The organism is Bradyrhizobium ivorense, assembly GCF_900696085.1.
GTDB classification, from domain to species: Bacteria; Pseudomonadota; Alphaproteobacteria; order Rhizobiales; family Xanthobacteraceae; genus Bradyrhizobium; species Bradyrhizobium ivorense.
Genome location: NZ_CAADFC020000033.1, coordinates 510,686 through 524,400, shown reverse-complemented (window position 1 = coordinate 524,400; position 13,715 = coordinate 510,686). Strand labels below are relative to the sequence as shown.

Genomic DNA, 13,715 nt, shown 5'->3' with positions numbered 1-13,715 from the left:
TCGCAAGGGCTCGCGCCTCAGGATGACGGATTGAACAGCGGTGCATCCTCCAGCGACAAAGGCGAAGCCTTTGCGCGGGGATGACGGGACTAACAGCGGGACGCCTCAAATCCCCAGATACGCCGCCTGCACCTGCTTGTTGTTGGCGAGCTCGGTGCTGGTGCCGTGCATGATCACGTTGCCGCTTTCCAGCACATAGGCGCGCTGCACCAGCGACAGCGCGCGGCTGACATTCTGCTCCACCAGCAGGATCGCGGTGCCCATCTTGTGGATCTCGCCGATCTTCTCGAAGGTCACGTCGGTCATCACAGGCGCGAGGCCGAGCGACGGTTCGTCGAGCATCAACAGCCGCGGCTTCAGCATCAGGCCGCGGCCGACCGCGAGCATCTGCTGCTCGCCGCCGCTCATGGTGCCGGCGAGCTGCTTCCTGCGGTCGGCGAGCCGCGGGAAGATGCTGTAGACCAGCTCCATCGTCCGCGCGCGATCCGTCTTGGCCTTGGGCACGAAGGCGCCGATCTCGAGGTTTTCCTGCACGCTCATTTCCGGAAACACCTGGCGCCCCTCGGGCACATGCGCGATGCCGAGCTCGGGGATGCGGTAGGGCGGCAGGCTGGCGAGGTCGACGCCGGCGAACGTGACCTTGCCGGCAAACAGTTTGACGAGGCCCGAGACGGCGCGCAGCGTCGTGCTCTTGCCGGCGCCGTTGGCCCCCAACAGGCCGACGGCTTCGCCCTGGGCAATGGAGATGTTGACGTCGGTGATGGCAGGCACCGAGCCGTAGCTGGCGCTGACGCGGGAGAGCTCAAGCATGGGCGTCTCCCTGCGCCGGCGGATGCACATAGGAGCCGAGATAGGCGCGGATCACTTCCGGGTTCTCCACGATCTCCTTCGGCGCGCCCTCGGCGATCTTCTGACCGTGGTCGAGCACTACGATGTGGCGGGCCACCGCCATGATCGCGCGCATCACATGCTCGACGATCACGATGGTGAGGCCGCTGGCGGCGAGCTTCTTCACCAGCGCGACGGCCTGGTCGATCTCCGACGGGTTGAGCCCGGCCATCACCTCGTCGAGCAGCAGGATCTTGGGCTGCGTCGCCAGCGCGCGCGCCATCTCAAGCCGGCGCTGATCGATGGTGGTGAGGTCCTTGGCCCGCGTCTGCTCGCGGGCGGCGAGGCCGACGAATTCGATCGCCTCGCGCGCCTTCCGCTCGGCGGCGGCGATATGGCGGTCGCGCAGGAAGGCGCCGGTCATCACATTGTCCAGCACCGTCATCGCGCCGAACGGCTTTGCCACCTGGAAGGTGCGCGCCATGCCGAGCGCGCAGACGTCGTGCGGCTTGAGGCCGACGACCTCCTGGCCGAAGGCGAGCACCGAGCCGGCGTCGGGGCGATGAAATCCGGTGATTAAATGAAAGCTCGTGGTTTTGCCGGCGCCATTCGGGCCGATCAGCGCCACCGTCTCGTTCTCCTGCACCGTGAAGCTGACGTCCTGCACGGCTTTCAACCCGCCAAAACGCTTGCTGAGCCCCTTGATGACCAGTGCTTCCGCCATCGCGAGACCCTCAGGCATGCGCCGGCTTGCGCCGGGTGGTGCGGTGGTAGGCGTCGGTCGCAAAGCCGATCAGCCCGGTCGGCCGCCACAGGATCACGGCCATCAGGATCAGGCTGTAGACCGTGAGCTGGATGCCGCCGACCGAGCTGCCGAGCCAGCTCTGCAGCAACGCCGAGGTGGTCTCCAAGAGCACGGTGCCGATGACGGGACCCCACAGCGTGCCGATGCCGCCGACGATCGAGACCAGCGCCGCCTCGATCGAGACGTTGAAGCTGAACGCGGTCGCGGGATCGATGAAGTAGATGTACTGGGTGTAGAAGGTGCCGGCGAGCGCGGTCAGGAACGCGCTGATCATATAGATGTCGCGCTTGATCTTCGGCGCGTTGACGCCGATCGCCTCCGCCGCATCCTCGTCCTCGCCGATCGCGACGAGATAGTAGCCCATCCAGGATTTTTCGATTCTGTGGGTGATCCATAGCCCGATCACCAGTAGTCCGAGCACGACGTAGTAGTACGACGACTTCTCCTCGAACTGCATCATCAAGGGCGCGCTGCCGAGGTTCGGGATCGTGGTGCCTTCGGCGCCCCAGGCGAAATCGCGGAATTTCAGGAAGATCAGCATCAAGACCTGCGCGGTCGCGATGGTGGCGATGGTGAAATAGGGGCCGCGCAGGCGGAAGCAGAGCCAACCGATCGGCAGGCTCGCCAGCATCGCGACCACACCGCCGGCGATCATCCCGATCCAGGGCGAGATGCCGTAGTTCACCTGCATGATCGTCGAGGTGTAGGCGCCGAGCCCGAAATAGGCGGCGTGCCCGAGCGAGAGCTGCTTGGCGTAGCCGCCCATCAGGTTCCAGGCGACGCCGATGAAGGAGAACAGCAGGATGCGGATGAGGATGTCGATCGCAAACGACGAGGTGACGATCTGGGGCAAAGCCAGCATGATCGCGGCCGCGATCGCCAACCAGAGCCATTTCAGCTTGATGAGCGCCTGCATCAGCGGCCCCTCCTGGCGCCGAGCCCGCTCGGCCTGAAGGCGAGCGTCAGCAGCAGCATCGCGAACACCACGATCAGGCCGGAATCGGCGCCGACGAACTGGATGCCGAGCGATTCCGCGACCCCCATCATCAGGCTCGCGATCAGCGCGCCGACGACATTGCCGAGCGTGCCCATCACGACGGCGACGAACGCCATCAGCACGAACACCTGGCCGACGAACGGATAGGCCGAGTAGAACGGCATCAGCAGCGAGCCGGCGGCGCCGGCCAGCGCCAGCGCGGTGCCGAACGCCACGGCGAACACCCGGTTCGGGTTGATGCCCATCAGCATGGCAACGTCGCGGTTCTGCGAGGCGGCGCGCATCGCCTTGCCGAGATCGGTGGTGTGCAGGAACACCCAGAGCAGGCCGCTCAGCGCCATCGCCACCGCAAACGCGATCAGCTTTGCGACGGGAATGTAGAGCCCGCCGATGTGCAGCGCCGCGTCCGAATAGGAGGTGTGGACGGTGCGGTAATTCGCGGTGAAGAGCATCAGCGAAAGGTTGAGCAGCAGCAGCGACAGCGCAAAGGTCAGGAATATCTGCGGCATGTCGTTCGGCCCGAGCACCCGGCGGATCAAAAAGTGCTGGATCAGCATGCCGGCGACGAACAGCACCGGCATCGAGACCACCAGCGACACCAAGGGATCGATGCCGAACTGGGTAGCGAGAAAGAACGAGATGTACATCCCGATCATCACGAATTCGCCCTGGGCGAAGTTGACGATCTTGACCACGCCGAAGATCAGCGTGACGCCGATGCTGACAAGCGCGTAGATGCCGCCGATGAGCAGGCCGTTGATCACGGCCTGGGCCAGTGTCTCCCACATGCGAGGCGACCGGTGTTCTAAGTCTTCATCAGCGGCGCGCGGGCGTCTTCCTTCGGGAAGACGCTGACCAGATCGGCATTCTGCCACTGCACGCCGACCGGCTTGCCGTGGACGTTCTTGCCGTCCGGCCCGAACTTCACCTTGCCGCCGGGCGCCATCGCCGCATAGCCCGAGGAGACGTCGAGCGTGGAGAGCGCTTCACGCACCTTCTTGGGATCGGTCGAGGCAGCGCGCTCCAGCGCGTCGGCCAGCATGAAGGTCTGCGCCACCAGGCCGCCGGCATATTCGAAGGCGAACTCGCCGGTGCGCTTCTTGAACTCGAGGTTGACCTTCTGGGCTTCCTCGCTGACGTCGTGGTTCCAGTGCCCGACGCCCTGCAGGCCCTCGGCCAGCTGGCCGACATTCTTGTAGAAGTCCGGCATCACGAAGCCGCCGGAGCCGCCATTGATGGCGATGTTGAGCCCGACCTGCTTGACGGTGCGCACGATCAGGATGAGGTCATTGAGATAGGAGATCGAGAACAGGGTGTTGGCACCGGAGGCCTTGACCTTGTTGATCAGCGGGCTGGCATCGGTGAAGCCGGCCGAATAAGGCTCGAACATCACGATTTCGACGCCTTCGCCCGGCGCCAGCTCCTTGAGCCCGTTCGAGGTCGAGGTGCCGAACGCCGTATTCTCGAAGATCACGGCGACCTTGGCCTGCTCGCTGACGAGCTTGGCCATCTGCAGCTGAGTCTTGGCGAACTGCGAGGCCCGCGCAAACGGCGTGAATGTGTAGCTGCGTCCCTTGTTGAGCTGGTCCGAGCTCGATCCGGTGATGATCGGGACTTTTGCGCGCTCGCAGACCTCGCTGGCGATCAGGGTCAGCGCGCTGGCGTAGCAGCCATGGATCGCCGACAGCTTGTTGCCTGATATCAGGCGATCGGTCTCGGTGCGCGTCACCGTGGTGTCGCTCTGCACGTCGGAGACGATCAGGTTGAGTTTGGCGCCGCCCAGCGACTTGATGCCGCCGGCCTCGTTGACCATGTCGACCGCGAGCTTAGCGGCGGCGACGCAGCCGACGCCGATCTGGGCCATGCTGCCGGTGGTCGGATAGAGCGCGCCGATATTGATGGGATCGGCGGCCCAGCCGCGTAAGGGCACGGCGCCGAAGGCGCCTGCGGCCAGCACGCCACCGGTCCTGGCGAGGAATTTGCGGCGGTTCAGCTTTTTGCGTGAGGCGTCGGCCGGAGCGGTATTATTAATGGTGACAGGCGTGCGGTCCCCAGTCATGGCATTCCCCCCTGTGCGATCGCGGCACGGTTGCTCCGTCCGCTCGCTTCTTATTTTTCATCAGGCGGGAAGCATAAGAGCACGTAATTCAGCAATCGCAAAGGCGATATCAGCCAAACTTATGCAGAAGGCCATTCGGGAAGTGCATCGCAGCAATCACTTATTGCGCGAATAGCGACAGGTTGGCCGCGCAAGAGCTCCCGTCCAAAGGGCCCGCTATTATTGACAATCGGATGACCCGACGGACCGACATGATGTCGGCCCGCCGGATCATCCGATCGGCCGCTGCAACTGTTATTCGGCGCTGGCCACCAGCTGGAAGCGCGGCTTGGATTCCATCAGGCTGCGATAGGCGGCGAGATAGTCGAGTGCCATCCGCCGCGCGGTGAAGCGAGTTTCGAACTGCTTGCGGATCGCGCCGCGGTTCAGCGTCTCGAGCCGGCCGACCGACGACACCGCGCTGATCTCGTCCTCGACGATGAATCCGGTCAGGCCCTCCTCGATGATCTCGGGCACCGAGCCGCGGTTGTAGGCGATCACGGGCGTGCCGCAGGCCATCGCCTCGATCATCACGAGACCGAACGGCTCCGGCCAATCGATCGGAACCAGCAGGCCGAGCGCGCCGCTGAGGAAATCCGGCTTCTCGCGGTCGGTGATCTCACCGATGAATTCGACCAGCGGATTGCCTGATATCAGCGGCTTGATCAGCTCGTCATAATATTCCTGGTCGGCGCGGTCGACCTTGGCGGCGATCTTCAGCGGAATGCCGCAGCGCGTCGCGATCTTGATGGCGCGATCGACGCCTTTTTCCGGCGCGATGCGGCCGAGCACCGCAAGGTAGGACGGCTTGACCGGCTGCGGCGTCAGCAGGTTCTCGGGCAGGCCGTGATGGATGGTGCGCACCCAATGCGCCTGCGGCACCGGCCGCCGCTGCGCGTTCGAGATCGAGATCACGGGAATCTTGGAGAACGTATTGAACACCGGCTGGTGCTCCGGCAGATCGAGCCGGCCGTGCAGCGTGGTCACGTACGGCGTCGGCTGCCGGGAGAACGCCGACCACGGATAATAGTCGAGATGAAAGTGCAGGAAATCGAACTCGTCGTCATCGGCCTTCTGCCGGACCCGCTCCAGCATCACCATGTGCAGCGCGTTGGGGTCGCGGACCGAACCATCGAGGCGCAGTGCCTTGGGCCAGGTCGCATCGAGCTTCGCGGAGGTTTGTGAATCGCCGCTGGCGAACAGCGTGACGTCATGTCCGAGGGTAACAAGTTCTTCGGTGAGCCAGTGCACGACCCGTTCGGTGCCACCGTAGAGTTTGGGGGGAACAGCCTCCGTCAGCGGGGCAACCTGCGCGATGCGCATTCTCCGTCTCCTGTATGTGCATTGTGGATGAACAAGACCCCTCAGCCCGTTGATGGCACCCGACATGCCGAAGACGGGAACGTTCTCGCACGTGCGTGGTTCCTTAAGCGTGTGAATTCCGACGGTTCTTTCTTCCTTCACACTGTGGTCTTGGTGATGCCATCACGCTCCAACACGTTTTTGCCGGTGCGAGCGGTGCGAAAATGTCGCGCATTGGTGGCCACACCAAGGAAACGAACCGCCGCTCTTCACGTCATCGTGCACGGGAAACCGAACTCAAGAAATCCCGTTCACTTCCAACAGGTTTTTGCAGGGACGCCATGGATCATCTGTCAGGATATGCGCACCGCCCCTTTCCGTTCGTGCTGCGCTATCTGCGCCGGCGCCTGCCTTCACATGTCGTCATCTTGTCGGCTGTCGTCGCCGCGGTTGCCTGCTCCGTAGGCACGCAATACGGCGTGAAGAACCTGGTCGACGCGCTGTCGGCCGGACCTTCGTCCGCAAATGGCGTATGGCTGGCATTCGCTTTGCTCATGTCGCTAATCGCGGCCGACAACTTCCTGTGGCGGATCGCCAGTTGGACGGCGAGCTACACCTTTGTCAGCGTCACCGGCGACCTTCGCCGCGACCTGTTCCGCCATCTCACCGGCCATGCGCCGAGCTATTTCACGGACCGGCTGCCGGGGATGCTGACCAGCCGGATCACGGCGACCTCGAACGCGGTGTTCACCGTCGAGAACATGTTCGTATGGAACGTGTTGCCGCCCTGCATTGCGACATTCGCGGCGATCACCCTGGTTGGAACCGTCAGCGTCACGATGTCGGCGGTGCTGATCCTGATCGCGGGAACCATGGTGGTGGCGATGTTCCACATGGCTGCCGCCGGCCGGCCGCTGCATGACGATTTCGCCAGCAAGGCGGCGTCGGTCGACGGCGAAATGGTCGATGTGATCAACAACCTGCCGCTGGTGCGCGCATTCTGCGGCCTCGGCTACGAGCACGACCGCTTCGATTCGACCGTGAACCGGGAACTCATCGCGCGGGGCCGTTCCCTGCGCTATCTCGAGAAGCTGCGCCTCGTTCACGCCGGCGTGACCGTGGTTCTGACCATCGCGATGCTGGCCTGGGCGCTCAGCCTCTGGCAGCAGGGCGCGGCCACCACCGGCGACGTCGTGCTGGTCTGCACGCTCGGCATCTCGATCCTGAGCGCCACCCGCGATCTCGCGGTTGCCCTGGTCGACGTCACCCAGCACGTCGCCCGGCTGACCGAGGCGCTGGCGACGCTGCTGCAGCCGCACGAGCTGAAGGACCATCCGGAGGCCGAGCCGCTGGTGAAGAGCGGCGCGGCGATTGCCTTCAACAATGTCTCGTTCCGCTATCCCGGCGGCTTGCAGGTGTTCGAGCGCTTCAGCCTGCGCATCCAGCCCGGCCAGCGGGTCGGCCTGGTCGGCCAGTCCGGCGGCGGCAAGTCAACATTGTTTACGCTTCTGCAGCGCTTCTACGACGTCGAGCACGGCAACATCACCATCGATGGCCAGGACATCTCCCGTGTCATCCAGCACAGCCTGCGTGCGGCGATCTCGGTGGTTCCGCAGGACATCTCGCTGTTCCATCGTTCGATCATGGAGAACATCCGCTACGGCCGACCCGATGCGACCGATGACGAGGTGCTGCGCGCGGCCATCGCGGCGCGCTGCGACTTCATCGAAACCCTGCCCGAAGGCATGAACACCATCGTCGGCGACCGCGGCGTCAAGGTCTCCGGCGGCCAGCGCCAGCGCATTGCGATCGCGCGCGCCTTCCTGAAGGACGCGCCGATCCTGCTGCTCGACGAGGCCACCGCCGCGCTCGACGCGGACTCCGAGGAGGCGATCCGCGAAGCGTTGTCGCGGCTGATGCGCGGGCGTACCGTGGTGGCGATCGCGCATCGCCTGGCGACGCTGCGCAGCTTCGACCGCGTGATCGTGCTGCAGGGCGGCCGGATCGTCGAGGACGGCCCGCCCGATATCCTCGTGAAGGGCAGGGGCCCCTACCGCGACCTGGTCGCGCGCGAGATGGGCCGGCTCTCCACCAGCGCGGCCTGATCCCGCGTCATCACGTGTTCTTGCGTTGCGGTGCGTTGGTTCGAACCAACATTCGAGCCCAAGATCTTCGAGCCAAAAGTCTTCGAGCAAAAGAAGTCGCCCGAGGTTCCGATGACAGCCGACGTCGTTACGCAGATCATCACCACCCGCATCACCGAACGCGTCGTGGAATCGCCGTTCTACATTCCGATGACCGGGCCGGCGGCCCGGCCGCGGCGCTCGCTCAAGCACGACGACACCTTCATCGTGCTCGACAGCCATGGCGACATCGGCGCCTCGGCCGGCGGGCCGGACGGGCTGTTCAATGCCGACACGCGTTATCTGGCGCGGCTGGAGATGGTGCTGGAAAATGTCCAGCCGCTGCTGCTCGGCTCCAACCTGCGCGACGACAACTCGTCGCTGACCGTCGACCTCACCAATTCCGACGTCTACCGCGACGATCGCCTGACCTTGCCAAAGGACACGTTGCACATCGTGCGCTCGATCTTCCTGTGGCGGGGCACCGCGTATCAGCGCATCGGTTTGCAGAACCACGGCGAACGTCCGGCCAGCTTCGACCTCACGCTGCTGTTCGACAACGACTTCGCCGACCTGTTCGAGGTGCGCGGCGAGCGCCGGCCGCACCGCGGCACCGGGCTAAGCAAGCTGCTGGGGCCGACCGATGTCGTGCTGGAATATCACGGCCTCGACGCGCTGGCGCGGATCACGGCGCTGCATTTCGATCCGCGGCCGACCCGGCTGTCGGTGAACGCGGCGACCTACCATTTCGACCTCGCGCCGGCGCAGGTCACCTCGCTGTTCGTCGCGGTGTCCTGCAACAAGCCGATCATGCAGAAGCCGGTGCCGTTCTTCCGCGGGCTGTTGGCGCATCGCCGCGAGATGCGGAATTCGTCGGCCGGCGCGGCCTCGATCGAGACCTCGAACAACATCTTCAACGAGGTGCTGTGCCAGGCGATGGCCGACCTCAACATGCTGATGACCGAAACGCCGCAGGGCCGCTATCCCTATGCCGGCATCCCCTGGTATTCGACGACGTTCGGCCGCGACGGCCTGATCACCGCGCTGCAGATGCTGTGGGTCGATCCGCGCATCGCCAAGGGCGTGCTGAAGCGGCTCGCCGTGTTCCAGGCCAAGGCGGTCGATCCGCTGGCGGATGCCGCGCCGGGCAAGATCCTGCACGAGATGCGCGGCGGCGAGATGGCGGCGCTGCGCGAGGTGCCGTTCGCGCAATATTACGGCAGCGTCGATTCGACGCCGCTGTTCGTGCTGCTCGCCGGCCTCTATCTCGAGCGCACCGGCGACGAGGAGACGCTGCGCGAATTGTGGCCCGCAATCGAGGCCGGACTGCAATGGATCGACGGTCCCGGCGATCCGGACGGCGACGGCTTTCTCGAATACCAGCGCGCCACCGAAGAGGGCCTGCGCAATCAGGGCTGGAAGGATTCGTTCGACGCCATCTTCCATGCCGATGGCCGGCTCGCCGAGGGCAATATCGCGCTGGCGGAAGTGCAGGGCTATGTGTTCGTCGGCAAGCGGCTCGCCGCGCGCGCGGCGCAGCGGCTCGGCATGCCCGAGAAGGCGGTGAAGCTGGAGGCCGAGGCCGAGCGGCTGCGCGCGCAGTTCGAGGAGGCATTCTGGTGCGAGGAGCTCGGCACCTACGCGGTCGCGCTCGACGGCGCCAAGCAGCCGTGCAAGGTGCGCACCTCCAACGCCGGGCAGCTTCTCTTCACCGGCATCGTGGGCGAGGATCGCGCGCGGCTGGTCGCGGCCGATCTGATGAGCCAGAAATTCTTCTCGGGCTGGGGCATTCGCACCGTCGCGGTCGGCGAAGCCCGCTACAACCCGATGTCCTATCACGACGGCTCGATCTGGCCGCATGACAATGCGCTGATCGCGCTCGGCTTCGCGCGCTACGGCCTGAAGCATTCGGTGGCGCATCTGTTCAACGGGCTGTTCGACGCCGCGAGCTACATGGAGCTGCGGCGGCTGCCGGAATTGTTCTGCGGCTTCCGCCGCGAGCCCCGCCGCGGGCCCGTGCTCTATCCGGTGGCCTGCGCGCCGCAGGCTTGGGCCAGCGCGACGCCGTTCACCTTGCTGGAGGCGGCGCTCGGGCTCGAATTCGATGTAGGGCGCGGCGAGATCCGCCTGCGCGACCCGCGCCTGCCGGAATTCCTCAACGAGGTGGTGTTGCGCGATCTCAGGCTCGGCGCCTCCAGCGTCGATTTGCGGCTGCGCCGCCACAACGGCGAGGTGTCGCTCGAAGTCTTGCGCACGCGCGGGCAGATCCAGGTGTCGATCGTGCTGACGCATTGAGCGCGCTCATGCGGCAGCGCCGCGTGAGGCTGGGAATATTGTGGGAGAGTTTCATGCGTCCGAGAATCATTGTCACGCTGGCCGCGGCGGTGCTGGTCACTGCGGCCGGTGTCCGCGCCGCCGACGAGGCGGCACCTTCGCCGTCACCGTCGTCATCGGCACCGCCGGCCGCGGCTCAGGCCGCGCCGAAGGAGCCGGCCAAGGAGCAAGCGAAGGAGCAAGCCAAAGAACCGGCCAAAGAACCTGCCAAGGAGGGCGCCAAGGAGCCATCCAAGGAGCAAGCCAAGGAACCGGCGCCGCCGGCGTCGGTTACCGTGATCGGCGCGCGCGACGCCCACGGCATTCTCGGACGTGACGTGCGCAGCTCCGCCAATGAAGACATGGGCCGCATCGTCGACGTCATCGTCGATCGCGACGGCAAGGTTCGCGCCGCGGTGATCGATTTCGGCGGCTTCCTCGGCGTCGGCAGCCGCAAGATCGTCGTCGACTGGAACGCGCTGCGCTTTGCCGGCGTTTCCAGCAAGAGCGACAGCATCTCGCTCGACCTGAACAAGCAGCAGGTCAGCGCGGCGCCCGAATACAAGGAAGATGCGCCGCTCATCGTGCTGGGTGCGGCCGGAAGCCTCCATCCGTGGGATTACGAACATTAGGGGATTAAAAGCTGGTCGCACGTCCGAACTCTTCCTTAGAGACGGTTGGCGACGGTCGTGACAAGCGATCAGCCGGCGGCAGCAATATTGTGCCGCTCGTTCCCGATCAGCCCAATCCGGAGGAGCTGCGCACGCCGTCGCGCGAAAGCCAGCGCGGGCTCGACTGGTTCATCTTCTTCCTGGCTGACGTGCAGACCGGCTTTGGCCCGTTCATCGCGGTCTACCTGACGACGCAGAAATGGACCCAGGTCGAGATCGGCTTCGTGCTCTCGATCGGCGGCATCATCGGCCTGCTCGGCCAGATGCCGGGCGGCGCCATCGTCGATGCGGCGCGTTCGGAGCGGATCGTCGCAGGGTTTGCGGTCGCCACCATCGGCATCTGCGCGCTGGCCTACGCGCTCTGGCCGATCCTTCCCGTGGTGACGGTGGCCGCGACCTTCCATGCGCTGGCGAGCTGCGTGCTGGGACCGGCGATCGCCGCGATCAGCCTCGGCCTGGTCGGGCCGCACGCGATCGGGGAGCGGCTCGGCCGCAACGCGCGCTTCGCCTCGCTCGGCAACGGCTCGGCCGCGGCGCTGATGGGCGCCGTCGGCTATCTGCTGTCGAACCGCTCGGTGTTCCTCGTCACCTTCATCCTCGCGATCCCGACTCTGTTGTCGCTGGCGCGGATCCGCGAACGCGAGATCGACATCGCGCAGGCCCATGGCGAGGTGAAGCGCGACAAGCCCGACAAGAAGGCGACCAGCGTGTTCAGCCTGGTACGGCAGCGCCCGCTGCTGATTTTTGCCGGCGCCATGATGCTGTTCCAGCTCGCCAACGCCGCGATGCTGCCGCTGATGGCCGGCGTGGTCACGACGCGATCGAGCCAGTGGGCGCCGGTCCTGATCGCGGCCTGCATCATCGTGCCGCAGGCGATCGTGGCGCTGTCCTCGCCGTCGGTCGGCCGCAAGGCGCAGGCCTGGGGCCGGCGGCCGCTGCTGCTGATCGCGTTCGCCGCGCTGGCGATCCGCGGCCTGCTGTTCGCAACGGTGCGCGATCCGTATCTGCTGGTCGTGGTGCAGATCCTCGACGGCATCACCGCTGCCGTGTTCAGCGTGATGGTGCCGCTGGTGGTGGCCGACGTCGCCTTCGGCAGCGGCCATTTCAACCTGGCGCAGGGCATCGTCGGCACCGCGGTCGGCATCGGCGCGTCGCTCAGCACGGTGCTGGCCGGCTATGTCAGCGACAAGCTCGGCAGCGGCACGGCCTTCATCGGGCTGGCCTGCGTCGCCGCGCTCGGCCTGCTGATCATCTGGCTGGTGATGCCGGAGACGCGGCGGACGGCGTGACCACGAGGCGCGCAGTCAGCCAAGCCGCCCCGGCCAGCGCGGTCGCGACCCCGGCAACGCATGCGGTCCATCCGAAGCGATCGAACAACTGGCCCAGCGCGGCGCTGCCGACGAGACCGCCGAGGAAATAGCACGCAAGGTAAGTTCCGCTCGCCACCCCACGGTTCTCCCGCGCGGCCTGTCCGACAAAGCCGGTTGCGACGGCCTGCGCAAAGAACGTTCCGACGCCGACCAGCACCATTCCGGCCAGCACCGCGGCAAGCTGCGGCGTCAGCAGCAGCGGCAGCCCGACGCCCGTGACCGCCAGGGCGCCCCACAGGGCCCGGCGGGTTCCGAACCGCGCGGCAATGTTGCCTGCCAGCAGCGTCGTAACCACCGACGGCAGGAAAACAAAATAGACGAAGCCAAGATCCATTCGTCCCAGCGAGAGCGGCGGACGAACCAGGACGAAGTTTACGAACGTAAACGTCCCGATGAAGGCGAACAGAATGCAAAAGCCGACTGCAAACGCGGCGCGAAGCGCCGGATCCCGCCACTGCGCGATCATGACTTGAAGGGGTGACTGGGCCACCGGCATCGCATGCATTGGCTGAACGCGCTTGATCGTGGCATAGACCAGCATGGCGCCTGCGAGGTTGAGGAGGGCGAAAAAATAGAACGTCGATGCCAGTCCGAACCAATCTGCGACCGCCGCCGAGACCAGGCGGCCGATCAGGTTGCTGGCGACGTTACCCGTAATATAGGCCGCGAAGGCCCCGCCGGCGTCCGCTACGCTGCATTGCTCGCCGAGATAGGCCAGAGTCAGCGCGAACGCGGAGGCCATGCAGAGGCCTTGTGCCACGCGGAGCAGCGTGAATATCGTGAGGTTGGGTGCGACCGCGAGCAGGGCAGTGGGAACGGCGAGCAGCACCAGGCTCACAAGGATGCCGCGTTGTCGCTGGATATGCGGGCTGAGCACGCCGATCACGAGACCGGCAACTGCCATGCCCATCGTGCTGGCGTTGACCGCAAAGCCCATCGCCGCCGGCGTCACATTGTAGTGGCGGGTCAGGGAAGGCAGAATGGCCTGCGTCGCGAACAGATCGACGACGGTCAGAAAAGCGGTCAGGCCGATGGTCAGGGATCGCAGCGCAGCGCCGGGCAACGGCCCGTCGACAGCCACCGCTTCAACTCTCATCGACGTTGCGGTCTCGGTCATGGCGTGCCTCGCGGGAGGAAGGGAGATGTGACGCCCGGAGCCGTGGCATCACGCGGCCTTCCGGACGTCACATCGGCAACAAGGCTCAGGG

The 13,715-nt window shown here is 65.5% G+C and carries 11 protein-coding genes; 4 read left to right on the top strand and 7 right to left on the bottom strand.

What is annotated here, in order from left to right; genetic code table 11:
* Positions 1-105: 105 nt before the first annotated feature.
* The 6 genes from CI41S_RS40875 to CI41S_RS40850 all read right to left on the bottom strand — a co-directional run bounded on the left by CI41S_RS40875 (position 106) and on the right by CI41S_RS40850 (position 6,051).
* Entirely contained in the window at positions 106-810 is a 705-nt protein-coding gene (locus tag CI41S_RS40875; protein WP_210242738.1) for an ABC transporter ATP-binding protein, read from the bottom strand.
* On the bottom strand, positions 803-1,570 hold the full coding sequence (locus tag CI41S_RS40870; protein WP_139481597.1) for an ABC transporter ATP-binding protein: 768 nt from the start codon (positions 1,568-1,570) through the stop codon (positions 803-805). The genes CI41S_RS40875 and CI41S_RS40870 overlap by 8 nt, the downstream gene beginning before the upstream one ends.
* Positions 1,563-2,549 (bottom strand): branched-chain amino acid ABC transporter permease, encoded by a 987-nt coding sequence (locus CI41S_RS40865; RefSeq protein WP_139864603.1) that lies wholly within the window; start codon positions 2,547-2,549, stop codon positions 1,563-1,565. The genes CI41S_RS40870 and CI41S_RS40865 overlap by 8 nt, the downstream gene beginning before the upstream one ends.
* Positions 2,549-3,418 carry a branched-chain amino acid ABC transporter permease gene (locus CI41S_RS40860; protein ID WP_139864602.1) on the bottom strand — a complete coding sequence of 290 codons (870 nt, stop codon included), beginning with the start codon at positions 3,416-3,418 and terminating at the stop codon, positions 2,549-2,551. The genes CI41S_RS40865 and CI41S_RS40860 overlap by 1 nt, the downstream gene beginning before the upstream one ends.
* Before the next feature lie 17 nt (positions 3,419-3,435).
* The gene (locus CI41S_RS40855; protein WP_139864601.1) at positions 3,436-4,689 is read right to left on the bottom strand and encodes an ABC transporter substrate-binding protein; all 1,254 of its coding nucleotides are present in this window, start codon (positions 4,687-4,689) and stop codon (positions 3,436-3,438) included.
* A gap of 294 nt (positions 4,690-4,983) precedes the next feature.
* Positions 4,984-6,051, bottom strand: coding sequence for a glycosyltransferase family 4 protein (locus CI41S_RS40850; RefSeq protein ID WP_139481593.1), 1,068 nt, complete (start codon positions 6,049-6,051; stop codon positions 4,984-4,986).
* 320 nt (positions 6,052-6,371) lie between these two features.
* On the opposite strand from CI41S_RS40850, the gene CI41S_RS40845 reads away from it, so the two are divergent.
* The 4 genes from CI41S_RS40845 to CI41S_RS40830 all read left to right on the top strand — a co-directional run bounded on the left by CI41S_RS40845 (position 6,372) and on the right by CI41S_RS40830 (position 12,426).
* A complete protein-coding gene (locus CI41S_RS40845) occupies positions 6,372-8,135 on the top strand; it encodes an ABC transporter ATP-binding protein (RefSeq protein WP_139864600.1) in 1,764 nt (587 codons plus the stop codon).
* 111 nt (positions 8,136-8,246) lie between these two features.
* Positions 8,247-10,448, top strand: coding sequence for an amylo-alpha-1,6-glucosidase (locus tag CI41S_RS40840; protein ID WP_139864599.1), 2,202 nt, complete (start codon positions 8,247-8,249; stop codon positions 10,446-10,448).
* A 53-nt stretch (positions 10,449-10,501) separates the two neighbouring features.
* Positions 10,502-11,098 carry a PRC-barrel domain-containing protein gene (locus CI41S_RS40835; protein ID WP_139864598.1) on the top strand — a complete coding sequence of 199 codons (597 nt, stop codon included), beginning with the start codon at positions 10,502-10,504 and terminating at the stop codon, positions 11,096-11,098.
* An 89-nt stretch (positions 11,099-11,187) separates the two neighbouring features.
* Positions 11,188-12,426 carry an MFS transporter gene (locus CI41S_RS40830; RefSeq protein WP_139864597.1) on the top strand — a complete coding sequence of 413 codons (1,239 nt, stop codon included), beginning with the start codon at positions 11,188-11,190 and terminating at the stop codon, positions 12,424-12,426.
* Here the strand turns inward: CI41S_RS40830 and CI41S_RS40825 are convergent.
* A complete protein-coding gene (locus CI41S_RS40825; protein WP_139864596.1) occupies positions 12,386-13,624 on the bottom strand; it encodes an MFS transporter in 1,239 nt (412 codons plus the stop codon). The genes CI41S_RS40830 and CI41S_RS40825 overlap by 41 nt on opposite strands.
* Between the last annotated feature and the right edge of the window lie 91 nt (positions 13,625-13,715).